The organism is Caulobacter sp. CCUG 60055 (genome assembly GCF_022750545.1).
GTDB lineage: Bacteria > Pseudomonadota > Alphaproteobacteria > Caulobacterales > Caulobacteraceae > PUIC01.
In genome coordinates this window covers 190,036-211,623 of sequence record NZ_PUIC01000010.1, presented here as the reverse complement: position 1 = coordinate 211,623, position 21,588 = coordinate 190,036, and the positions used below count along the sequence as shown (strand labels likewise).

The window sequence follows — 21,588 nt, the reverse complement described above, 5'->3', positions numbered from 1 at the left end:
AATTTTCCACGCCGATTCACAGTGCAAGCCATTCGAAGTTACGGCCCGCGAGCGTCACTTGGGCTACGGAAACGCAGCCAAGGAGGCGCGCCGGGAACCCGGGCGGGGCAACATCTACCCCGTCAACTTCTACATGGCCGGCTATCAGTTGGTTTTCATCCGCATGCTTGCTGGCGAAAACGACGACAAGGCACTCATCCTTGAGGAGGCGTTGCTCGCCTTGGCCAGGCAGGTTGTGCGCGGTGAGCTAGTTGGTGGGCGGCTGGTCAGTGACGAGGCGTATATGTTCGCCCGCCGAATGGTGAATTGGGCCCCCAAGCCGCAATCGAATTCGACCGCGGCACGAAAGAGACCGTGAAGCTTAGCCAGACGGTTGCCGCTGTTGGGCTGCCAATTACGTTCTTCGCTTTGAGCCATGCCTCTGCGCCACCCAGAGCGCGGGGACGTGGCGATATAGCAGAGCCCCAACGGCAGCTGTCATTGAGAGCAAAGGACACGCGAATGCGACCCAGCTTGGTTCGTGGCTAGCCATGAGTGACGCGAGCGCCGAAGCAATCAAACCGGCAGCTCCAGCGGCCAAAAGACCGAAAACTGCGGGCCAATTGACGCCCCTTATCGGCTGCTCCTTGAGCCGCATGATGGCGTCGTAAACCCGATCATCATATCGGTGAGCCGCAGCATTATCACCAAAGGGCACTAGAGATCTCCCGTGCTCAATGCCTTCAAGGCTCGCTTCATTTGCGCCAGGGCCTTCTCTTCGGCACCAGGCTCTTCCTCAAACACCGCCCGCGCAAGATCCAGCAATTGGCGGCAGCTCAACTCCAAGCCAATTTTGTAAGCGTGCTCACGGATTTGCTCCTGCAACCCCTGCAGGCGTTCCCAATCCATCCCGGAGACGTGGAGCCTAGGAACGTCGCCCGGACCGCTTAAAAGCCAATCCGGATCAATCCCGAACTCTCGTCGCATAGCGCGAAGCAGTCCGATTGGCGGCTCGGTCTCTGCTCTCTCCCAACCCAGATAGGTCCGCTTGGGAAAGCCTAGGCGGTCTGCGAACTGAGCCTGATTGAGACCACTATCGGCACGGACGCGCGCTAGCCTACCGGCGAGCGGCAGCAGCGGGTTATCGTCAATCGAAGTTGCGACTTGTCGCAAATTATGTTCGCCTGTCGCAAATTGCGGAGTCGGATGATGATAGATGACAAGCGCCACGCCAACATCAAGTCGGCTCTGCGTCTCAAAAAGCTGACGCTCTCAGACATAGCCCGATCGCTGGAAGTTTCTCCAGGCACCGTCTCAATTGTCAGCCGAGGCTTCCGCCGCTCAAGGCGCATCGAACACGCCATCGCCGCAGCGCTTGGTTTCAGCGCCGAGGAGCTATGGCCTGACCGATATAGCCGCCAAAATGCGCGGCGGCTTCCAGAAAAGGAGGTCGCGATGCCGCACGGCTAGAGATTTCTGCTCATCTAGGAAAAGCCGCCGGAAAGAGAAAAGGCCTGCGCTCGGGAAAGCGTAGGCCCTTTCGGATATCTGATTAGTCGATCCAATCCGACCCAATCAGTTTCCCTCAAAGCGTCTTTGCCGTCAACAATCCGCGCGAGCTTGCTCGGCGCGGAAGCGATGGCGCACGCGGGTCTTTCCGATCTCACCCATGTTGAAAGACCTGAAAGGGAGAACCGATGTTCGACCCAAGAGGCGCGCTGCGCCTGATCCTGACGACTGCCGAGAGCAACCGCAAAATTGGCCGCTTAGCAGGATGCTCTCCCTCAACTGTAGCCCGTTACAGACGCATAGCGGGAGAACACAGCCTTACCTCTCAAAGATTAGAGGCGATCACCGACAGTGAGTTGTACGCAATCATACACCCCGGAGGAGGAAAAGAATCTGATTTTGTCCAACCGGACTGGCCGCAGGTAATGTTGAAGGTGAAGGAAGGCTACCACTGTAAGGAACTGCAGCAAGAATACGAGGCGGAGTTCGCCGGCGAGAAGACAATGTCTTACCGCACGTTCTTGCGTGCATACGCCTCGCAGGTGGCTTCAAGTCACCCGATAATGCGTCAACGCCATCGCCCCGGCGAAGCAATGATGGTCGATTTCGCCGGATATCGACCTGTCGGTCGCTCGAGCTTTGGCGAAGCGCCAGTGACCTTCGAGCTCTTCGTCGCGGTGTTGCCTGCGTCGGATTATACGTTTGCTTGCGTGACCCGCTCACAAAGGACAGCAGATTGGATTGAGGCGAACGAGCTCGCTTTGCGCTTCTTTGGGGGCGCGCCTCTGACCATCGTAAGTGACAATCTCAAGGCCGCCGTCTTGTCGCATGTGCACGGAAAGCCACCCGTGCTCAACCCGACCTTCCAAGCCTTCTGCGACCACCACGGCGCCGTTGCCCGCCCCGCCCGCCCTCGTAAGCCGAAACACAAAGCCAAGGTCGAGATTGGTGTGAAGCTTGTCCAAAGGCTATTGCGCCTGGCACTCCGAGACCGACCGCTGGCCAGCTTGGAAGAGATAAATCACTTCCTCCTCGGACTTGTTGAACGGTTGAACAATCGACCGCTACGGCGCGCGCCCGGCGAGACACGCAAAACACTTTTTGAAGCGCTTGATCGCCCAGCACTGCGACCTTTGGCCAGCGAGCGGTTCACGGCCTATGAAGTGCGGCGCCAGCTCCTGGTTGGACCCGATTATCACGTGATGCATGACCATCGGCGCTACTCCGTTCATCATTCGTTGATTGGCCGAAAGGTTGATTTCCGCATTGGCGCTGCGGCACTCGAAATCTGGTGCGACAATCGCATCGTCGCTGTGCATCCGATTTTGGACATCGCCGGCGAGGCCTCGACGGATCCGGGGCACATGCCAAGCAATCATCTTGCTCGGCGCGCAATCGACGAGGAAGACCTGCTGCTCTGGTCGAGGCTTTTTGGGCCGGCTGTGCAGGAAGTAGCTCGCGCCGAAACGGAGCGAGGTCTATCGGGCGCCGCCCGGTCGGGAGTTTTCCGATCATTCAGCAAGCTCGCACGCCGGGTCGGCAGCGAGCGCCTCGAAGCGGCGTGCTCACGGGCCATTCGGACCGGCGACCCACGCCTACACCGTGTGCGCAACGTCCTGGATCGCGGCCTGGAATTCTCAGACCCTGCCGCCCTCATGCCGCCGAACACAATCGCGCTGACGAACGAAAACGTCCGCGGCCCAGATTACTTCGCGGGGGAGTAAGGCGCGATGAACACCAACCACATAATCGACAAGCTTCGTGACCTTGGTCTCCACGGCATGATTTCGGCGATCGAGCATCATGCCGAGTCGCCAGCTTTTTCTGAACTGCCGTTCTCCGATCGTTTCATGCATGTACTGCAAGCGGAGGCGGCATGGCGCGATGATCGAAGGCACAAGCGTATCCTGCGCGCCGCCCGCCTCAAAATTCCCGCTGCGGCCGAGGACATAGACTATCGCCCGGGCCGCAATCTGGATCGTTCACAGATTGCCGAACTTCTCACCTGCGCCTGGATTCTCAAGGGCGAGAACCTGATCCTGACTGGCGCAACCGGCACTGGAAAGACGCACATGGCGTGCGCCTTCGGCGGTCAGGCGGCCCGTCATGGGATGACGGCGCGCTATGTCCGAACCAACCAATTGCTCGAGGACATGGCGCTCGCTCACCAAGACGGCTCGATCGGCAAGGTCCGGGCAGCGCTTAGTCGGTTCGATCTGCTCATCCTTGATGATTTCGGGCTGGCGCCAATGACGGAGCTGGGGAAGCAGGACCTGCTCGACATCATAGATGCACGGGTCAAGACAGCCTCAACGCTATTGGCCGGCCAACTACCCTTCAAGGAATGGCATAGCTACATCGACAACCCGATGGTCGCGGATGCGATCCTGGATCGGATGATCAATACCAGTCACCGGGTGCAGCTTAGCGGCGAGTCTATGCGCAAGTTGAAGGCTGGCCCGACGAGCTAACGGCCGAGGTCACGCTGCGACGGCCGCCCATCCAGTTGGCGCGGCGTGACCATTCGCTTTGGCGCGAGGTGTCAAATTCAGCTGGCGCTGGGTGATCAGATTGGTGGCTGCATGTATCCTCAAGCGCCTTCAGTTCCGCATCAAAGTCCCGTGGCTTGCGCATCATGTCCTCCATGAGCAGTCGATGGAGGGATGATAGTTTCGTGCCTGCTGAAATGCTTCTATGTTGCCGGGACGGCCTGGAATGGCGCGGGTCATCCCGAGAAATTAGTTTCGAGGGCGCGCTTATACGTCGTTCCGACGTGCGCTTGAGAGCAGTAGTTGGTCGGTCGCCATGGCGATCTACCATTTCTCCGTTCAGATCATCGGACGCGCGGCGGGCCGCAGCGTGGTCGCAGCCGCTGCCTACCGTTCAGCCTCGCGGTTGCGCGATGACCGGCTGGACCGTGACCATGACTTCTCGAACAAGCCTGGCGTCGTCCATTCCGAGATCATGCTGCCGGAGAACGCACCGGAGCGATGGAGCGACCGCGAAAAGCTTTGGAACGATGTCGAGGCGTTCGAGAAACGAAAGGACTCCCAGCTTTGCCGCGAGGTGGAATTTGCCCTTCCGCGCGAGATGACACAGGCGCAGGGCATCGAACTTGCCCGCGACTTCGTGCAGGCCGAGTTTGTGGACCAGGGCATGATCGCCGACCTCAATGTGCATTGGGACATGGCCGAGGACGGCCAGCCCAAGCCCCACGCCCATGTCATGCTGACCATGCGTAGCGTGAACGATAACGGTTTCGGCCAGAAGGTGCGAGACTGGAACCGCACGGAAATGATCGGGCGCTGGCGGGAACGGTGGGCCGATCATGTCAACGAGCGCCTTACCGAACTCGACATTGACGCGCGGATCGACCATCGCAGCCTTGAGGCGCAGAGGATCGGCCTTGAGCCGCAGACCAAGATTGGCGCGCCAGCGCAGCGCATCGAGGCCGCCGGGATCGAGGCCGACCGCGCCGAGAATCACCGGCGCATCGCTCGCGAGAACGGCGCGCGGATCGTCGCCGATCCTTCCGCCGCTCTCGACGCGATTACGCAACAGCAATCGACGTTCACTCGGCGCGACATGGCGATGTTCGCGCACCGGCACAGTGACGGGATCGACCAGTTCAACGAGGTCATGGGCGCGATGCGCGGCGTGCCCGATCTTGTCGAACTCGGCAAGGACGATGCCGGGCAGGACCGCTTCACCACCCGCGACATGATCGAGGCGGAACAGCGCCTGCACCGCGCCTCCGAACTCATGGCCGAGAGGGAGCGCCACGAGGTGAACGACGCCGGCAGGCGGGCGGCGCTGGCGCGTGCGGAATCGCGCGGCCTTGTCCTGTCCGGCGAGCAGGCCGACGCCCTGGCGCATGTCACGGACGGGCGCGATCTCGGCATTGTCGTCGGCTATGCCGGGACCGGGAAAAGCGCGATGCTGGGTGTCGCGCGCGAGGCTTGGGAGGATGCCGGTTACAGCGTGCGCGGCGCGGCCCTGTCCGGTATCGCCGCCGAAAATCTGGAAGGCGGATCGGGCATCGCGTCGCGCACCATCGCCAGCATGGAACATAGTTGGGCGCAGGGCCGTGACATCCTCACATCCCGCGATGTGCTTGTCATCGACGAGGCAGGCATGGTCGGCACGCGCCAGTTGGAGCGCGTGCTATCCAATGCCGCCGACGCTGGCGCGAAAGTGGTGCTGGTCGGCGATCCGCAGCAGCTACAGTCCATCGAAGCGGGCGCGGCGTTCCGCTCCATACACGAACGCCACGGCGGCGCGGAGATCGGCGAGGTGCGCCGCCAGCGGGAGGATTGGCAGCGTGATGCCACGCGCGACCTGGCGACCGGCCGGACGGGCGATGCGATTCATGTCTATGGGCAGCATGGCATGGTGCATTCCGCCGAAACCCGCGAACAGGCGCGCAGCGACCTGATCGATCGCTGGAACCGCGAGCGGCAGGCGAACCCCGACGCCAGCCGCATCATCCTCACCCACACCAATGCGGAAGTGCGGGAATTGAACGAAGCCGCTCGCGACCGGATGCGGGAATCCGGCAACCTTGACAAGGACGTGCGCGTCACAGTCGAGCGTGGCGCGCGAACCTTCGCCCCCGGCGACCGCGTGATGTTCTTGGCTAACGAGCGCGGCCTTGGCGTGAAGAACGGCACGCTCGGGACTATCGAGCAGGTCAGCGCGCAGAGCATGACCGTGCGCACCGACGACGGCCGCGATGTCGCGTTCGACCTAAAGGACTATAATCGCATCGACCACGGATATGCCGTGACTATCCATAAGGCGCAGGGCATGACCGTGGACCGCGCTCATGTCCTGGCGACGCCGGGCATGGACGGTCACGGCAGCTATGTCGCCCTCTCGCGCCACCGCGACAGCATGGACCTGCATTACGGCCGCGACGACTTCGCCAGTCAGGACAAGCTCATCAACGTCTTGTCGCGCAACCGCTCCAAGGACATGGCGAGCGACTACGAACCCGCCCGTGACTACGCCGAGCGGCGCGGCATCACCTTCCGCGAGCGGGTGGAGCGGGTTGTCGAGATCGTGCGCCAAGTTCCCGAAAAGGTGCGCGGCATGTTCGACGGGCTGCGCCTGCCCGCCGAAGGCGGACAGGGGCCGGAAAGGAAGGTGGAGAAAGACCCGGAGGCGGCGTTGCGCCGCGCCCGTGGCCGGGCGCTCGTCCGCCATGCCCGCGCCGTCGATGTGATCTTCGCGGCGCAGGAGCAGGGCGGCAAGGCCAGCCCCGATCAGGTCAGGGAATTGCAGGAGGCGCGCCAGCGGTTCGAGGAGGTGCGCCCCCACGGCTCGCATGATGCCGAAGCGGCCTACAAGAAGAACCCGGAGCTTGCGACGGAGGCGGCGTCAGGCAACACGCGGCGCGCCATCCGCGCCCTGCAACTGGAAACCGAGCTACGCACCGATCCCGGCCTGCGCGCCGACCGCTTCGTGGAACGCTGGCAAAACCTCCACAGGGCCAGCGACGAACGCTATGGGGCGGGCGATTATTCCGGCCACAGGGCCGCGCGGGCGGAGATGGGCAACATGGCGCACAGCCTGGAACGCGATCCGCAAATGGAGTCCCTTCTGGCTGGCCGCAAGCGCGAACTCGGCATCGCGTTCGATTCGGGGATGGGCGTCGGCCGCGACCTTACCCTCACGTTCGGGCTTGGCCGGGGCCGGGGTCTCGGGCTGTAGAACCATCCTATTTGCCGCCTTCTCTTCGCCACACTACTACGACGCCTAAATATCTATTGCATAACAACAAATCATTGCTCTTGCCTGACTTGGAAGTTTTCAGAAACAGTCAGCGGGAGGCATCGCGGCCATGCGCCAACCAGACCGTATCATCCGCATGGACACCGTCCGCGACCGGACGGGTCTCTCAAGGTCCACTATCTACCGCAAGATCGCCGAGGGCACGTTCCCGCCCCAGATCAAGATCAGCATCAATGGCGCGGGCTGGCGGGAATCCGACATCAACCGATGGGTCGCCGATCCCGTGGCGTGGCGGCCCGGAAGCGGGCGCGGCCTCGATGCCGTCTGATCGCGGCGTGCGCTCTCGCGCCCGGCGCGTCAGGCCGTCGATGGCATCCGAGCAGCTCGAGGCGCTGTTGGGCTATCCGTGGCCGTTCCCCGGCCGGCCAGCCAAGCATGACCTGTCCACATGGACCGTCACCGATGATTGGCCGCGCCCCGTTCCGGTCACGCAGGCCGAGGTCGAGGTGTTTGAGCAGTGGTTCGGCGACCTGTTCGACGAGTTATTCGGTTCCGGCGGCTGATGCTCCAAGCGTCGAAATCGACGTTGAAATCCGCCCTCCAATAGATTACGTGTAGTCACATATGGCTACATATGGAGGCGCAACATGCTGACCATCAACCTCAGAGACGCCAAGGCCGGATTTTCCAGCCTGGTCGATGAAGCCGTCAAAGGAGAGATCGTGACCATCACCCGTCATGGCAAGCCCGTTGCGGCCCTGGTTTCGGTCGAAGCAGCGGAGATCGCGCGCAAGGCGCTGACGCGCAAACGGGCGGGCCTTGTCAGCTATCTCAGGACGTTCCCAGGCGGAGAGTTCCCGCGCAACCGCAAAGCATCGCGGGATGTCGAGCTTTGAGCGGCTTCCTTCTCGACACCAACGTCGTTTCGATGCTCGCGCCGTCGAAGGCGGAAGCATCCGCAGGCTTCCTCACCTGGCTGGACCGCATGGACACCGATGGACGGCTATTTCTGTCAGTCGTCTCCATCCACGAGATCGAGAAGGGAATCGCGCTCCTCGAGCATAAGGGGGCGACGACGAAAGCCGCGAGCCTGAAAGCATGGCTCAGTGGTCTCGTCTCTACATACGATGACAAGATCATTGGCTTCGACGCGCAGGCCGCCGCAATCGGCGGGCGGCTGGAGGCAAAGGCGCTTGCGGCCGGTCACGACCCCGGCATGGCCGATGCCGTGATTGCCGGTATCGCCGCAGCGCATGAACTCATCGTTATCACCCGAAACACGAAGCATTTCCTGCCGTTCGGCGTCGCCGTGTTGTCGCCTGACGAGGCGGCTGCACAAGGAGGCCCGGCATGACCGCTTCCACAATCCCTCTGCGTGCCGCCCTTTATCTGCGGGTTTCGACGGCACGGCAGGCCGAGCATGATGTTTCGATCCCCGACCAGAAGCGGCAGGGCGAAGCCTACTGCGCCTCACGCGGCTATCAGCTTGTCGAAACCTATGTGGAGCCAGGCGCATCCGCCACCAACGACCGCCGCCCGGAGTTCCAGCGGATGATCGAGGCGGGCACGTCTAAACCCGCGCCGTTCGACGTGGTAGTAGTTCACTCGTTCAGCCGTTTCTTCCGCGATCATTTCGAGCTTGAGTTCTATGTCCGCAAGCTGGCGAAGAACGGCGTCAAACTGGTCTCGATCACGCAGGAAATGGGGGATGACCCCATGCACGTCATGATGCGGCAGATCATGGCGCTGTTCGACGAATACCAGTCCAAGGAAAACGCCAAGCACGTCATACGGGCTTTGAAGGAGAACGCCCGCCAAGGCTTCTGGAACGGCTCGCTTCCCCCTATCGGCTACCGCGTCGTCGCGGCCGAGCAGCGCGGGGCCAAGACCAAGAAGAAGCTGGAGATTGACCCGCTCCACGCCGACACCGTGCGGCTGATCTACCGGCTGGCGCTGGAAGGCGACGGCACGACCGGCCAGATGGGCGTCAAGAACATCGTCTCCTACCTCAACAGCCGCCGCATCTTCACCCGCGACGGCGGGCGCTGGGGCATCGGCCAAGTTCACCGCATCCTGACCCGCCGCACCTATATGGGCGAGCACGAGTTCAACAAGCGCAGCAAGACCAAGGAGCTGAAACCCGTCAGCGAGATCGTCACGGTTCCGGTGCCGCCGATCATCGACCGGGAGACGTTCGACACGGTGCAGGCGCTCTTGAAGGCTCGCAATCCCAAGGTCATCCCTTCCGCCGTCATCAGCGGCCCGACCATGCTGATCGGGCTTATCCATTGCGCCAAGTGCGGAGGGGCCATGACCATCCGCACCGGCAAGGGCGGGCGCTATCGCTACTATGCTTGCTCCATGAAGGCGCGTCAGGGACCGACCGCCTGCGAGGGCATGGCCGTGCCGATGGACAAGCTGGACGATCTTGTCGCCAGCCATCTGGAAGATCAGCTTCTCCAGCCCGAGCGGCTTGAAACCATCCTCGCCAGCGTTCTCGACCGGCGACAGGAGCAATCCGAACGCCGCCGCGAGCACATCGCCGAACTGAACAAGCGTGCATCCGAGTCGGAACTACGCCTGAAACGCCTCTACGACGCCATTGAGGCGGGCGTGGCCGACATCGACGATCCGGCCCTGAAAGACCGCATCGACGGCCTGAAGGCTATCCGCGATCAGGCGAAGGCCGATGCCGAGCGCGCCCAGGCCATGCTCGACAACTCCGGCTCCAAGGCCATCACCCCGCAAATGGTCCGCACCTTCGCCAAGACAGCCCGCCAACGCATCCGCCTCGACGGCGGCGGCTACCGCCGCGACCACCTGCGCGCGCTCGCCCAGCGTGTCGAGGTCGCGGACGGCGAGGTTCGGATCATGGGATCGAAGACCCGGCTGCTTCAGGCGCTTACCGGAAAAAGTGGCGTAAACTCTGTGCCCACTCAGGGCCTGAAGTGGCGGAGAGGGAGGGATTCGAACCCTCGATACCCTTGCGAGTATGCCGCATTTCGAGTGCGGTGCTTTCAACCGCTCAGCCACCTCTCCGGAAGCGTCATGACGGCGCGCGGCCGCCCTAGAGCGAGGGCGCGGAACCTAGCGGCGGGCGCCGTCTTCCGCAAGCCCCCTCCTCGCGGTTTTGTGAACAAGGCTTGCGCGCCCCCGCCGGGCCGCCGAAGCTGGCCCGCGTGATCAAGCCCGAAAGCCTGCTGCGCCCCCGGCCGGACGGCCTCTATTGCCCGCCCGGCGACTTCTATATCGACCCCGTGCGCCCCGTCGCGCGGGCGGTGATCACCCATGGCCACGCCGACCACGCCCGCGCCGGCCACGGCGTCGCGGTCGCCACCCCGCCGACCCTGGCGATCATGGCCGCGCGCTATGGCGACGATTTCGCCGGCCGCGCCCAGCCGCTGGCCTATGGCGAGACGCTGAGCCGCGACGGCGTCGAGGTGACCCTGGTCCCGGCCGGGCACGTGCTGGGCTCGGCCCAGGCGGTGGTGCGCTGGAAGGGGCTGGCCATCGTGGTGTCGGGCGACTACAAGCGCCGCCGCGACCCGACCTGCGCGCCGTTCGAACCCGTGGCCTGCGACGTGTTCGTCAGCGAGGCGACCTTCGGACTGCCGGTGTTCCGCCACCCGCCGGACCAGGACGAGATCGCCCGCCTGCTGAAATCGGTCGCCCAGTTCCCCGAACGCTCGCACCTGGTCGGCGCCTACGCCCTGGGCAAGGCCCAGCGGGTCATCGCCCTGCTGCGCGAGGCCGGCTACGACCGCCCGATCCATGTCCATGGCGCGCTTGAACGGCTGAACGGCCTCTATCGGGCCCACGGGATCGACCTCGGCCCGCTGGTCCCGGCCATGGCGGGCGGCAAGGCCGATTTCGCCGGCGCGGTGATCCTGGCGCCGCCCTCGGCCCTGGCCGACCGCTGGTCGCGGCGCTTCCCCGATCCGGTCGATGCCTTCGCCTCGGGCTGGATGCGCATCCGCGCCCGCGCCCGCCAGCGCGGCGTGGAGCTGCCGCTGATCATCTCGGACCACGCCGACTGGGACGAACTGACCGCCACCGTCCAGGAGATCGCCCCCGGCGAGCTGTGGATCACCCACGGCCGCGAGGAGGCGCTGGAGCGCTGGGCGGCGCTCAACGGCGTCCCGGCGCGGGCCCTTCGCCTGGTCGGCTATGACGACGAAGAGGACTGAGCCTCGCCGAGCAGCCGGAACGTCGCATGCGCCCGGGCGATGGTCTCGCCGTCGGCCAGAACCCCGGCCTGGGCGTAGCAGAGCGTCCGCCCGGGCCGGATGAAGTCGGTGTCGAAGGTCAGCCACCGACCGACCTGGGCGCGGCCGAGATAGTCGAGGCTGAGGGAGGCGGTGACCAGACCGCTGGCGGGCGACCGGCCCGCCGCCAGCACGACGCCGCACGACAGGCCCATGGCGTTGTCGGCCAAGGCGGCGATCAGGCCGCCGTGCAGCAGGCCGCGGGAATTGGTGTGGGCCTCGCGCACGTGCAGGCCGAGGACCAGCCGGTCGGCCAGGCGGCGCGCATAGATCGGCCCCCACGGGTCGGTGAGCGGGCTGGTGCGTTCGTGAAGCTCGAATCCGGCCGGCGGCGACGACATGGTCATGGCTCCTGAAGATCGGATCTCAATGTTTAAAACGTTTGTTTGAATTGTCGAGTCCGCGTCGCCACGCCGCCGCCGACCGCGCTAGACTTGACGCATGCGCGCCTTCGCAGAGCTGCTCGACCGCCTGTCCCTGACCGCGTCGCGGAACGCCAAGCTGACCTTGGTGCGCGACTATCTGCGCGAGACCCCCGATCCCGACCGCGGCTGGGCCCTGGCCGCCCTGACCGGCGGCCTGGCGTTCCGGGCGGCCAAGCCGGCCTTCATCCGCCGGGCGGTCGAGGCGCGGATGGACCCGGTGCTGTTCGCCTGGTCCTACGACTATGTCGGCGACCTGGCCGAAACCGTCTCGCTGGTCTGGCCGGCGCCCCCTGGGGCGAACCGCGAGCCGGGGCTGGCGGAGGTGGTCGAGGCGCTGCGCGGCGCCGGCCGGGGCGAGGTGCAGCACCTGATCGAGGGCTGGCTCGACGCCCTGCCCCCCGACGGCCGCTGGGCCTTGCTCAAGCTGGTGACCGGCGGCCTGCGGGTCGGGGTCTCGGCGCGGCTGGCCAAGCAGGCGGCGGCCGAGCATGGCGGCGTGACCGTCGAGGCCCTGGAGGAGGTCTGGCACGGCCAGGCGCCGCCCTATGGCGATCTGTTCGCCTGGCTGGACGGCGACGCCGACCGGCCGACGCCGGACGCGGCCGGCCGTTTCCGGCCGGCGATGCTGGCCCAGCCCCTGGACGACGAGGCCGACCGGTCCCGGCTGGACCCGGCCGACTACGCCGCCGAATGGAAGTGGGACGGCGTGCGGGTCCAGGCCGTCAGCGAGGGCGGCGTGCGCCGCCTCTACAGCCGCACCGGCGACGACCTCTCGGCGGCCTTCCCCGACCTGATCGAGGCCCTGGAGTTCGACGGCGCGCTCGACGGCGAGCTGCTGGTCCTGCGCGACGGCCGGGTCGCCCCGTTCGGCGACCTGCAGCAGCGGCTGAACCGCAAGAGCGTCGACGCCAGGCTGCTCGCCGCCTTCCCGGCCGCGATCCGCGCCTACGACCTGCTGGCCGAGGACGGCGAGGACCTGCGCGCCCTTCCCTTCGCCGAGCGGCGAAGGCGGCTGGAAGCCTTTGTCGGACGGCTGACGGGCGGGCGCATCGACCTGTCGCCGCTGCTGGCGTTCGACGGCTGGCCGGCCCTGGCCGCCCTGCGCGCCGCGCCGCCGCCGGGCGATCCGCAGGCGGCCGAGGGCCTGATGCTGAAACGTTGGGACAGCGTCTACGAGGCCGGCCGGCCCAAGGGCCCCTGGTTCAAGTGGAAACGCGACCCGTCCGTGGTCGACGCCGTGCTGATGTACGCCCAGCGCGGCCATGGCCGGCGGTCGAGCTACTATTCGGACTACACCTTCGGCGTCTGGCGGGAGGACGCGCCGGGCGAGCGATCGCTGACCCCGGTCGGCAAGGCCTATTTCGGCTTCACCGACGAGGAGCTGAAGCAGCTGGACAAGTTCGTGCGCGACCACACGGTCGAGCGTTTCGGTCCGGTGCGGGCGGTGCGGGCCGACCGCGATTTCGGCCTGGTCCTCGAAGTCGCCTTCGAGGGGCTGCAACGCTCGACCCGGCACAAGTCGGGACTGGCCATGCGCTTTCCGAGGATCAGCCGCATCCGCTGGGACAAGCCGGCCCGCGACGCCGACACGCTGACGACGCTGGAGCGGATGCTGGCGACGATGGAGGGCGGCCGCGGCGGCTAGGGCCGTGGCGCAGCCCCGCCGTCAGTCGGCCGGGCGCTCCGGCGCGCCGACCCGCCGCCAGGCCAACCACCAGACCACCGCCGCCTGAATGAGGCCGGAGATCAGGCTGATCTCGGCGTGGGCGCCCATCGGCCACAGCGCGGCGCGGGCCGGGTTGTCGCCCAGGGCGGCGGCGAGGGCGTGGCTGACCAGATGGACCAGCACCAGGCCGACCACCGCCGAGAAGTCGCCGCGGCGCGGCCGGGGGCCGAAGCGGAAGAAGAACACCACGCCGACGTCGCGCAACACGAAGGCGAAGCCGGCCAGCACCGTCACCGGGCTGAGCCAGGCGAGCCCGCCGCCGTTCAACTCGCCTTGGCGCTGGATGGCCGTGTGCACGCCGCCGGCCCAGATCGCGAACACGACGGCGGCGATCAGGCCCGCCGCCGCCGCCGGCAGGATCAGCGGCGTCAGGTCGAGAGCCGTCTTGAACTGTCCGCGCCGGGCCGTCTCGACGAAGCGGCGCAGGCGCACGCGGTCGGCCGGCTCGACGAAGGCGGCGGCGTAGAGCGTCAGGCCCAGGACCAGGGCCACGCCGCCCGAACGCAGCAGCTCGCTCAGGTGCAGCTCGACCGCCTGCGGGTCCACGCTCAGCCGCGGCGGCGCCAGGCCGCCGACATAGACCGCCAGGAAGATCAGGAAGGCGATCCAGATCCACGGCGTGTTGCGCATCTGCATTTCGAGCCGCATCAACCGCCAGGCCCCCACCAGCGCCCAGGCGGCGAAGGCCAGGGTCGACAGCAGGGCGAACACGTCGACCGGCAGGCTCACGCCCCACCAGCCCATCGAGACGCCGCGTCCCCACAGCCACACCGATCCCAGGCCGTTGAAATGGCCGACGTCGCCGAGCAGGCGGCCGAAGCTGCTGATCAGCCACAGGCCGAACAGGGCCAGCAGGAAACCGCCGACCACCGAGCGCAGGCTGGGAACCCGGCCTTCCGCGCGGGCCTTGCGCACCCCGACCAGGGTCGCCCACAGGGCCATGGCCTGCAGCAGGATGGCCACCGCCAGGGCGCTGAACAGGGTCGGGCCGAGGTTCTCGCCGGGCCGCACGGCGGCGGAGACCACCCAGCCGGCCAGGGCGACGATCCAGGCCAGCGACGTGGCCCCGACCAGCTTGCCCCAGGTCATCGCCCAGGGAGAGATCGCCGACAGCCGCTGGAAGTCCCAGGTGCGCTGGCTGATCTCGACCATCACCGACTGGCCGGCGTTGCGCACGCCCCAGACATAGGCCGAGCAAAAGAACATCAGGCCGCCGGCCGTGCCCATCGCCGCCAGGGCGTCCGGCCGCGACGACAGCTGCGCCAGCAGCACCGCCGAGCCGTAGACCAGCGCCACCGCCACCGCCACCCAGGCCAGCCGCCGGGGCGAGGTCTCGAGCCAGACGTTGCGTTGCAGTTCCGGGTTCACGCGACGCCTCCTTCGACGGGATTCTTGGCGGCGGCCTTCTTGGCGGCGGACGCCTCGCCGCTCGCCTTCGGCCGGCCGGCCTCCTCGAGATAGGCCTGCTCCAACGTGCGCCGGACCGGCGTGAAGCTGCGGACGGCCAGCCCCGCCGCGACCAGCTTGGCCAGGACCTCGGTCTCGGCCTTGTCGCCGTCGCCGACGGCGATATGGGCCTCGCCGCCATCGACATGGCGCACGTCCAGCCCGAGCCCGGCCAGGCGCGCGGCGAGGTCGGCGGGCGGATCGGCGAAGATCGCCGCCACGGCCGCCGTCTCGGCCTGGGTCGCCGCGCCGGCCTCGACCACGCCGCCGCCGGCGACGCGGCCGTCGCGGATCATCAGCATGCGGGTGGAGTAGTCCTCCAGCTCGGCCAGGATGTGCGACGAGACCACGATGGTCATGCCCTCGCGCGCCAGGCGGGTGATCAGTTCGGAGAGGCTGCGCCGCGCCTCGGGGTCGAGGCCGGCGGCGGGTTCGTCGAGCAGCAGCACCCGGGGGGCGTGGACGATGGTCTGGGCGATGGCCAGGCGCTGGCGCAGGCCGCGCGACAGCTCGCCCGCCCGCGCGCCGAGGCGGTCGTGAAGCTGAACCCGCGCCGCCGCCGTCTCCACCGCCTGGGCCGTCCGCGCCGCCTCGACGCCGCGCGAGCGGGCGGCGTAGGTCAGCGACTGGCGCACGGTGAGCTCGTCATAGAGGCCGAAGAAGTCGGGAAGATAGCCCAGCAGGGCGTGGACCCCGCGCGGGTCCTCCTGGGTGTCCAGCCCGGCGACGGCGATGCGTCCCTCGGTCGGCGTCTCCAGCGCGGCCATGCAGCGCATCAGCGTGCTCTTGCCGGCGCCGTTGGGGCCGACCAGGGCCAGCACCACTCCCGATGGAACCTCGAAGCCGACGCCGTGCAGGGCCCGCGACGACGGATAGTCGAAAACCACGTCCTGGACGGTGATCATTGCGCCAGGGCTCCTTCGATGTTTGCAGCGAGCCTATGCGCGGTTGGCGCGTTCGCCAAGTTACGCTCAGGTAACGCGAAAACCGCGACGCCGCCTTGACGCCTCAATCTTCGGCTGTAACTGCAGGAGCCATGCTGGACGCCATCGCCAAAGACCTGAAGACCGTCGATCCGGCGGCGCTGCACACGCTCCGCTTCGACGAGCAGCTGTTCACCCGCTTCGGCGACGCGTTCAGCGGCCTGGCGGTTAATCTGGTGATCGCGGTGATCATCCTGGCCGTCACCTTCTGGGCGGCGGGATGGATATCGGCGCTGGTGCGGCGCGCCATCGGCCGGCTGCACCGGGCCGCGCCCGACCCGACCTTGCAGAATTTCGCCGGTTCGCTGGCGCGCTATCTGGTCATCATCGTCGGCCTGATCGCGGTGCTGCAGCAGCTGGGCGTGCAGACCACCTCGATCCTGGCCGTGCTCGGCGCGGCGTCGCTGGCCATCGGCCTGGCGCTGCAGGGGGCGTTGAGCAACGTCGCCGCCGGCGTCATGCTGCTGATCCTGCGGCCCTACCGCATCGGCGACTTCGTCGAGGTCAACGGCCGCACCGGCACGATCAAGGCGCTGGACCTTTTCACCACCACCCTGTCCGACCCCGACAACCTCAAGGTCGTGGTGCCCAACGGCAAGGCGTTCGGCGACGTGATCGTCAACTACACCGAGATCGGCTACCGCCGCATGGAGCTGAAGTTCGGCATCGACTACCAGGACGACATCCAGGTCGCTCTCGACATCCTGCTCAGCTGCGCCCGCTCGGACCCGCGGGTGCGGACCGATCCCGAGCCGTGGGCCAACGTGACCGCCCTGGGCGACAGCGCCGTGGCCGTCACCCTGCGCGCCTGGGCCGACCTCGACGTCTATTGGGACGTGCGGTTCGACATGATCCGCCGGGTCAAGCTGGCCTTCGACGCGGCCGGGCTTTCGATCCCCTATCCGCACCAGGTCCAGATCAATCCGCCTGAGCGGCCGACGGCCGCCCCCCGGGCGAAGGCGACGCCCTCCGACCTGGCCGGACTGATCCCGCCGCCGAGGATTCCCGATCCGCCGACGCCGGCGCCGGCCAAGCGCGCCGCCCCGTCCAACCGGATCGAGGCGGCGGCCGGCAAGCTGGCCGCCAAGGTCAGCCGGCGAAAGCCGCGTTCAGATCCGCGATAAGGTCGTCGCAGTCCTCGATGCCCACCGACAGGCGGATGAGGCCGTCGGTGATGCCGATGGCCGCCCGCTGCTCGGCCGGGATCGAGGCGTGGGTCATGATCGCCGGGTGCTCGATCAGGCTCTCGACCCCGCCCAGGCTCTCGGCCAGGGTGAACAGGCGCGTGCGTTCGAGCACCTTGCGGGTGGCTTCCAGGTCGCGCTTGAGCACCACGGTGACGATGCCGCCGAAGCCGTGCATCTGGCGCTTGGCGAGGTCGTGCTGCGGGTGGCTCTCCAGGCCCGGATAGATCACCCGCTCGACGTCCTGGCGGCTCTCCAGCCAGCGGGCGATGCGCAGGGCGCTGGCGCAGTGGCGCTCCATGCGCAGGGCCAGGGTCTTGAGGCCGCGCAGGGCCAGGAAGCTGTCGAACGGCCCCGAGATCGCGCCCAGGGCGTTCTGCAGGAACTTGAGCTGGTCGCGCAGCGCCTCGTTCTCGCCGACCACCGCCACGCCGCCGATCATGTCGGAATGGCCGTTCAGGTACTTGGTGGTCGAATGGGTGACGATGTCGAAGCCGTGCTCCAGCGGACGCTGGACGTAGGGGCTGGCGAAGGTGTTGTCGGCCACCGAGATCAGGCCGTGCGCCTTGGCGATGGCCGCGACGGCGGCCAGGTCGACCAGCTTGAGCGTCGGGTTGGTCGGGGTCTCGACCCAGATCATCCGCGTGGTCGGCCGCACGGCGGCCTCGACGGCGGCGAGGTCGGACAGGTCGACGAAACTGAACTCAAGGCCGGAGGTGCGCCTTTTCACCCGCTCGAACAGGCGGAAGCTGCCGCCGTAGATGTCGTCGGAGGCGATGACATGGTCGCCGGCGTTCAGCAGGTCGATCACAGTCGCCCCGGCCGCGAGGCCCGAGGCGAAGGCGAAGGCCTGGGTTCCGCCCTCCAGGTCGGCGATGCAGCGTTCGAAGGCGAAGCGCGTCGGGTTCTGGCTGCGGGCGTATTCGAAGCCCTTGTGCACGCCGGGGCTCTGCTGGGCGTAGGTCGAGGTGGCGTAGATCGGCGTCATCACCGCGCCGGTGGTCGGGTCGTGGCTCTGGCCGGCGTGGATGGTGCGGGTGGCGAAGGCGAGGCGGTTCTTGCCGTCCGGGGCGCTCATCGAGAAGTCCTTGTGCTCGAAGTCCGCGCGCCCGTCCGCAAAACGGACGGGCCGGGCTCGGTTGGAGGTCGGCTTATAGCCCTGGCGGGCGGAGACGACAGGTCAGAAAACATCCGGCCGGCCGCAGGGATGGTCAAAACGGCAGGGGCGCGAGATCGGGATCGACCCAGGCCCGCCGCGCCGCCGGCGAGAACAGCAGGGCGTGCGACCAGTAGGCCGCCGGCCAGCGCTTGTCGCCCAGCGGCGAGGCCAGCAGGGCGTTGCAGGTCCGGTGCAGCGGCTCGCCCGCCGGGGCGGCGGCCAGGTGGGCCCGCAGGCCGCGCAGCGACGCCAGGGTGATGGTCTCGTGGTAGCCGCCATGGTCGGTGTTCGCCACGCCGGTCGCCTCGTTATAGGCGCGGATCAGGCCGGGCATGTCGCGTTCGGCCGCAAGGTCCGGCCGCCGGGCGACGATCCACAGGGCCGCGGCGAAATGGGCCGCGTGGGTCCATTCCGCCTTGGGCAGGGTGCGGGCGAGCACGCCTTCGCCGATGCGGCGGATGTCGTCCTCGCCCGCGAACGAGGCCCGCGCCGCGCCGGGCGGCGAAGGCTCCGATCCCGGCACGGTCAGGCCGTCAGCCGCAGGTGGTTGATGAGGTCGACGCGGGTGACCAGGCCGACGAACTCCTCGCCGTCGAGCACCACCGCCACCTCGTCGCGGTCGAACACCCGCAGCAGGGCGTCGACGGGCTCGTGCGCCTGCAACGTCCGCACGCGGCTGGTCATCGCCTCGCGCACCGGCGTCTTGAACTTGGCGGCGCGGTGCTGCTCGGAGCCCTCGACCGCCGCCAGGATGTCGCTCTCGTCGAGGATGCCGACCAGCCGGCCGTGATCGACCACCGGCAGCTGGCTGATGTCCGACGAACGCATGCGGTTGTAGGCGGTGAGCAAGGTGTCGTCCGGCCCGATGACGATGACGCCGCCCTCGGAATAGCGCTTGGTGATCAGGTCGCTGACCTCGCCCTTCAGTTCGCGCTGGGTGAAGCCCTGGGCGGCGACCCAGAAGTCGTTGAACGCCTTGGTCAGGTATTTCGAGCCGGTGTCGCAGACCAGGGTGACCACCCGCTTGGGCTCGGTCTGCTCGCGGCAATAGCGCAGGGCCGCCGCCAGCAGGGTGCCCGAGGACGACCCGGCCAGCACGCCCTCGCGCACCAGAAGCTCGCGCGAGGTCTCGGTGCTTTCGCGGTCGCTGATCGAATAGGCCTTGGCGACCAGGTCCATCTGGGCGTTGTCGGGAATGAAGTCCTCGCCAATGCCCTCGACCGTCCACGAACCGGCCTCGACCAGCTCGCCGGTCTCGACATAGCGGCACAGGATCGAGCCGACCGGGTCGGCCAGCACGATCTCGGTCTTGGGCGAGTGCTTGCGCAGGAAACGGCCGATGCCGGTCATGGTGCCGCCCGAGCCGACGCCGACCACCACCGCGTCGACGTCGTGGCCCATCTGCTCCCAGATTTCCGGCGCGGTGCCGGTCTCGTGGGCCAGCGGGTTGGCCGGGTTCTCGAACTGGTTCACGTAGAACGCGCCGGTCTGCTGGGCGATCTGCTGAGCCATGTCCTGATAGTATTCGGGATGGCCCTTGCCGACGTCCGAGCGGGTCAGGCGCACGTCGACGCCCATGGCCCGCAGGTGCAGGATCTTCTCGCGCGCCATCTTGTCGGGCACGATCAGGATCAGCTTGTAGCCCTTCAGCGCCGCGACCTGGGCGAGACCCAGGCCGGTGTTGCCGGCGGTGGCCTCGATGATCGTGCCGCCGGGCTTCAGCCGGCCGTCCCGTTCGGCCGCCTCGATCATCGACAGGGCGACCCGGTCCTTGATCGAGCCGCCGGGGTTCTGGTTCTCAAGCTTCAGGAACAGCCGGCAGGGGCCGACGTCGAAGTGCGTCACCTCGATCATCGGCGTCCTGCCGATCAGATCCAGGGCCGACGCGACGACGGGGGGCAGACCGGGCATGCGGTCGCTCATGCGTGGATTCTCCGCCAAAAGGGCATCATTGATCCCCGTCTAGCGCAGAACCGTGGGGATTTCGCCGCCCCTCGCACCCTTCCGCGTAAATCTTTCGCGAAACCCGGTCTCGCCCGAACCTGAACAGAAGCTGACCGGCCCTGCCGAAGCCCGTTCAGACAAGGTCGGCCAAGGTGGGCGTCACAGGGCCGAGGCCCTGGTGGAGGGGAGGCTTTCCGATGTCGAGCCCGGCCAGCTCGCCCGCATGCGCCGCCGCGGCCGCCGCGGCGATGGCGGTCTTCGGCCTTCTGGCCGCCGCCGACGCCCAGGCGCAGAGCCGCTCGATCGGCGGCGGCATCGTCGGTTGCAATCAGAGTTTCGGTTTCCACGTCGGCTGCGACCCCATCAGCGGCGGAAGCGGGTTCCGCGCCTGGGGCGCCGGCGGCGGATCGGGCCCGGCCCGCGCCAACGACGGCTATCGGCTGGCGGCCTACGTGACGGCCGCGCCCTTCGACGCCGTGAACGACCGCTTCCGCGCCCAGGCGGCCGAGCCGTTGCGCGCCGCGCCGTCGGCGCGGGCGGCCAAGGTCGGCCGGGTGGCGGGGGGAGAGACCTTCCACGTCATGGCGCGGGTGCGCGGCGGCGACTGGCTGCTGGTCGGCCGCGACGGCGTCGGGGTGGGCTATGTCCGCGCCGACCACGTCAGGCCGGCCGCGCCCCGCTACGCCGCCTACTGAACCTGAAACCCGCTCAGAGCGGGAGGCGGGCGGCGATGAACGCGTCGAGGTCGCCGCCCTCGAACAGCCAGCCGGGAACCCCCGCCGCCCGCGCCGCCTCGATGTCGCTGTTCTTGTCGCCGACCATGAACGAGCCGGCGAGGTCGACATTCCAATCGGCGGCGGCGCGCAGGATCATGCCGGGGTTGGGTTTGCGGTCCGGATGGTCCGGATGGCGATAGCGCTCGACGGTCGCGTCGCGGTGGAAGGGACAAATGTAGAAGGCGTCGATATGAGCGCCATCTTCGGCCAGGTCCGCCTGCAGCCGGGCGTGGAACCGATCGACGTCGGCCTCGGTGTAGTAGCCGCGGCCGACCCCCGACTGGTTGGTGACGACGATCACCAGGAAACCTTGCTCGTTAAGCCGCGCCACGGCCCGCCGCGCGCCCGGAACCCATTCGAGGTCTTCGGGCCTGTGCACATAGTTATGGTCGACGTTGAGCACGCCGTCGCGGTCCAGAAAGGCCGCCGGGCGAGAGGTGGAAGGGGGATTCGTCATCC

At 67.2% G+C, this 21,588-nt stretch carries 22 protein-coding genes and 1 tRNA gene; 12 read left to right on the top strand and 11 right to left on the bottom strand.

From position 1 onward, the window contains the following. Nucleotides 1–358: hypothetical protein (locus tag C5708_RS15405; RefSeq protein WP_242922500.1), on the top strand; the 358-nt coding region annotated here is incomplete at its 5' end. 338 nt (nt 359–696) lie between these two features. On the opposite strand, the gene C5708_RS15400 is transcribed toward C5708_RS15405, so the two are convergent. Then, nucleotides 697–1,209 carry a helix-turn-helix domain-containing protein gene (locus C5708_RS15400; RefSeq protein ID WP_242922499.1) on the bottom strand — a complete coding sequence of 171 codons (513 nt, stop codon included), beginning with the start codon at nt 1,207–1,209 and terminating at the stop codon, nt 697–699. 467 nt (nt 1,210–1,676) lie between these two features. On the opposite strand from C5708_RS15400, the gene istA reads away from it, so the two are divergent. From istA to C5708_RS15365, 7 genes are all read left to right on the top strand, one after another. Then, complete coding sequence (gene istA, locus C5708_RS15395; RefSeq protein WP_242922498.1) at nt 1,677–3,212, top strand: IS21 family transposase; 1,536 nt, start codon at nt 1,677–1,679, stop codon at nt 3,210–3,212. A 6-nt stretch (nt 3,213–3,218) separates the two neighbouring features. Beyond that, nucleotides 3,219–3,959, top strand: coding sequence for an IS21-like element helper ATPase IstB (istB, locus tag C5708_RS15390; RefSeq protein WP_242922497.1), 741 nt, complete (start codon nt 3,219–3,221; stop codon nt 3,957–3,959). A gap of 334 nt (nt 3,960–4,293) precedes the next feature. Next, nucleotides 4,294–7,200 carry a Ti-type conjugative transfer relaxase TraA gene (traA, locus tag C5708_RS15385; protein WP_242922496.1) on the top strand — a complete coding sequence of 969 codons (2,907 nt, stop codon included), beginning with the start codon at nt 4,294–4,296 and terminating at the stop codon, nt 7,198–7,200. 130 nt (nt 7,201–7,330) lie between these two features. After that, entirely contained in the window at nt 7,331–7,549 is a 219-nt protein-coding gene (locus C5708_RS15380; RefSeq protein ID WP_242922495.1) for an AlpA family phage regulatory protein, read from the top strand. Beyond that, on the top strand, nt 7,539–7,784 hold the full coding sequence (locus C5708_RS15375) for a hypothetical protein (protein ID WP_242922494.1): 246 nt from the start codon (nt 7,539–7,541) through the stop codon (nt 7,782–7,784). Before C5708_RS15380 ends, C5708_RS15375 begins: the two co-directional genes overlap by 11 nt. A gap of 84 nt (nt 7,785–7,868) precedes the next feature. Beyond that, entirely contained in the window at nt 7,869–8,117 is a 249-nt protein-coding gene (locus tag C5708_RS15370) for a type II toxin-antitoxin system Phd/YefM family antitoxin (RefSeq protein ID WP_242922492.1), read from the top strand. Next, nucleotides 8,114–8,575 (top strand): type II toxin-antitoxin system VapC family toxin, encoded by a 462-nt coding sequence (locus C5708_RS15365; protein ID WP_242922490.1) that lies wholly within the window; start codon nt 8,114–8,116, stop codon nt 8,573–8,575. The genes C5708_RS15370 and C5708_RS15365 overlap by 4 nt, the downstream gene beginning before the upstream one ends. 116 nt (nt 8,576–8,691) lie before the next feature. Here the strand turns inward: C5708_RS15365 and C5708_RS15360 are convergent, their stop codons facing one another. The 3 genes from C5708_RS15360 to C5708_RS15350 all read right to left on the bottom strand — a co-directional run bounded on the left by C5708_RS15360 (nt 8,692) and on the right by C5708_RS15350 (nt 10,260). Further along, entirely contained in the window at nt 8,692–9,738 is a 1,047-nt protein-coding gene (locus C5708_RS15360; RefSeq protein WP_242922488.1) for a hypothetical protein, read from the bottom strand. Nucleotides 9,739–9,795: 57 nt separating this feature from the next. Then, nucleotides 9,796–10,041 carry a hypothetical protein gene (locus C5708_RS15355; RefSeq protein ID WP_242922486.1) on the bottom strand — a complete coding sequence of 82 codons (246 nt, stop codon included), beginning with the start codon at nt 10,039–10,041 and terminating at the stop codon, nt 9,796–9,798. A gap of 129 nt (nt 10,042–10,170) precedes the next feature. Continuing rightward, nucleotides 10,171–10,260 (bottom strand) — tRNA-Ser (locus tag C5708_RS15350). A 131-nt stretch (nt 10,261–10,391) separates the two neighbouring features. Here C5708_RS15350 and C5708_RS15345 point away from each other — a divergent pair. After that, nucleotides 10,392–11,408 carry a ligase-associated DNA damage response exonuclease gene (locus C5708_RS15345; RefSeq protein ID WP_242922510.1) on the top strand — a complete coding sequence of 339 codons (1,017 nt, stop codon included), beginning with the start codon at nt 10,392–10,394 and terminating at the stop codon, nt 11,406–11,408. Here the strand turns inward: C5708_RS15345 and C5708_RS15340 are convergent. Next, on the bottom strand, nt 11,387–11,827 hold the full coding sequence (locus C5708_RS15340) for a PaaI family thioesterase (protein WP_347567025.1): 441 nt from the start codon (nt 11,825–11,827) through the stop codon (nt 11,387–11,389). The two genes, C5708_RS15345 and C5708_RS15340, sit on opposite strands and share 22 nt — an antisense overlap. A gap of 100 nt (nt 11,828–11,927) precedes the next feature. On the opposite strand from C5708_RS15340, the gene C5708_RS15335 reads away from it, so the two are divergent. Continuing rightward, nucleotides 11,928–13,556, top strand: a complete 1,629-nt coding sequence (locus tag C5708_RS15335; RefSeq protein ID WP_242922482.1) for a cisplatin damage response ATP-dependent DNA ligase — start codon at nt 11,928–11,930, stop codon at nt 13,554–13,556. Nucleotides 13,557–13,577: 21 nt separating this feature from the next. On the opposite strand, the gene C5708_RS15330 is transcribed toward C5708_RS15335, so the two are convergent. After that, on the bottom strand, nt 13,578–15,005 hold the full coding sequence (locus tag C5708_RS15330; protein WP_242922480.1) for a hypothetical protein: 1,428 nt from the start codon (nt 15,003–15,005) through the stop codon (nt 13,578–13,580). Continuing rightward, nucleotides 15,002–15,988, bottom strand: coding sequence for an ABC transporter ATP-binding protein (locus C5708_RS15325; RefSeq protein ID WP_242922479.1), 987 nt, complete (start codon nt 15,986–15,988; stop codon nt 15,002–15,004). The genes C5708_RS15330 and C5708_RS15325 overlap by 4 nt, the downstream gene beginning before the upstream one ends. Nucleotides 15,989–16,119: 131 nt before the next feature. On the opposite strand from C5708_RS15325, the gene C5708_RS15320 reads away from it, so the two are divergent. Then, on the top strand, nt 16,120–17,190 hold the full coding sequence (locus C5708_RS15320; protein ID WP_242922477.1) for a mechanosensitive ion channel family protein: 1,071 nt from the start codon (nt 16,120–16,122) through the stop codon (nt 17,188–17,190). On the opposite strand, the gene C5708_RS15315 is transcribed toward C5708_RS15320, so the two are convergent. The 3 genes from C5708_RS15315 to C5708_RS15305 all read right to left on the bottom strand — a co-directional run bounded on the left by C5708_RS15315 (nt 17,156) and on the right by C5708_RS15305 (nt 20,332). Continuing rightward, nucleotides 17,156–18,328 carry a cystathionine gamma-synthase gene (locus C5708_RS15315; protein ID WP_242922475.1) on the bottom strand — a complete coding sequence of 391 codons (1,173 nt, stop codon included), beginning with the start codon at nt 18,326–18,328 and terminating at the stop codon, nt 17,156–17,158. The two genes, C5708_RS15320 and C5708_RS15315, sit on opposite strands and share 35 nt — an antisense overlap. Before the next feature lie 133 nt (nt 18,329–18,461). Then, nucleotides 18,462–18,932 carry a hypothetical protein gene (locus C5708_RS15310; RefSeq protein ID WP_242922473.1) on the bottom strand — a complete coding sequence of 157 codons (471 nt, stop codon included), beginning with the start codon at nt 18,930–18,932 and terminating at the stop codon, nt 18,462–18,464. A gap of 2 nt (nt 18,933–18,934) precedes the next feature. Then, nucleotides 18,935–20,332 carry a cystathionine beta-synthase gene (locus tag C5708_RS15305; RefSeq protein ID WP_242922471.1) on the bottom strand — a complete coding sequence of 466 codons (1,398 nt, stop codon included), beginning with the start codon at nt 20,330–20,332 and terminating at the stop codon, nt 18,935–18,937. A gap of 218 nt (nt 20,333–20,550) precedes the next feature. Here C5708_RS15305 and C5708_RS15300 point away from each other — a divergent pair, with 218 nt between their 5' ends. Beyond that, nucleotides 20,551–21,048, top strand: a complete 498-nt coding sequence (locus C5708_RS15300; protein ID WP_242922469.1) for an SH3 domain-containing protein — start codon at nt 20,551–20,553, stop codon at nt 21,046–21,048. A 13-nt stretch (nt 21,049–21,061) separates the two neighbouring features. Here C5708_RS15300 and C5708_RS15295 read toward each other — a convergent pair whose 3' ends face one another. Continuing rightward, the gene (locus C5708_RS15295; RefSeq protein ID WP_242922467.1) at nt 21,062–21,586 is read right to left on the bottom strand and encodes an HAD family hydrolase; all 525 of its coding nucleotides are present in this window, start codon (nt 21,584–21,586) and stop codon (nt 21,062–21,064) included. Nucleotides 21,587–21,588 lie beyond the last annotated feature (2 nt).

What these genes read in the sequence shown, in the direction of transcription:
- C5708_RS15335 (WP_242922482.1), top strand. Translation starts at nt 11,928, where the DNA reads ATGCGCGCCTTCGCAGAGCTGCTCGACCGCCTGTCCCTGACCGCGTCG.
- C5708_RS15305 (WP_242922471.1), bottom strand. Translation starts at nt 20,332, where the DNA reads ATGAGCGACCGCATGCCCGGTCTGCCCCCCGTCGTCGCGTCGGCCCTG.
- C5708_RS15320 (WP_242922477.1), top strand. Translation starts at nt 16,120, where the DNA reads ATGCTGGACGCCATCGCCAAAGACCTGAAGACCGTCGATCCGGCGGCG.
- C5708_RS15370 (WP_242922492.1), top strand. Translation starts at nt 7,869, where the DNA reads ATGCTGACCATCAACCTCAGAGACGCCAAGGCCGGATTTTCCAGCCTG.
- C5708_RS15375 (WP_242922494.1), top strand. Translation starts at nt 7,539, where the DNA reads ATGCCGTCTGATCGCGGCGTGCGCTCTCGCGCCCGGCGCGTCAGGCCG.
- C5708_RS15300 (WP_242922469.1), top strand. Translation starts at nt 20,551, where the DNA reads ATGTCGAGCCCGGCCAGCTCGCCCGCATGCGCCGCCGCGGCCGCCGCG.
- traA (WP_242922496.1), top strand. Translation starts at nt 4,294, where the DNA reads ATGGCGATCTACCATTTCTCCGTTCAGATCATCGGACGCGCGGCGGGC.
- C5708_RS15315 (WP_242922475.1), bottom strand. Translation starts at nt 18,328, where the DNA reads ATGAGCGCCCCGGACGGCAAGAACCGCCTCGCCTTCGCCACCCGCACC.
- C5708_RS15380 (WP_242922495.1), top strand. Translation starts at nt 7,331, where the DNA reads ATGCGCCAACCAGACCGTATCATCCGCATGGACACCGTCCGCGACCGG.
- C5708_RS15340 (WP_347567025.1), bottom strand. Translation starts at nt 11,827, where the DNA reads ATGTCGTCGCCGCCGGCCGGATTCGAGCTTCACGAACGCACCAGCCCG.
- istA (WP_242922498.1), top strand. Translation starts at nt 1,677, where the DNA reads ATGTTCGACCCAAGAGGCGCGCTGCGCCTGATCCTGACGACTGCCGAG.
- C5708_RS15325 (WP_242922479.1), bottom strand. Translation starts at nt 15,988, where the DNA reads ATGATCACCGTCCAGGACGTGGTTTTCGACTATCCGTCGTCGCGGGCC.
- istB (WP_242922497.1), top strand. Translation starts at nt 3,219, where the DNA reads ATGAACACCAACCACATAATCGACAAGCTTCGTGACCTTGGTCTCCAC.
- C5708_RS15295 (WP_242922467.1), bottom strand. Translation starts at nt 21,586, where the DNA reads ATGACGAATCCCCCTTCCACCTCTCGCCCGGCGGCCTTTCTGGACCGC.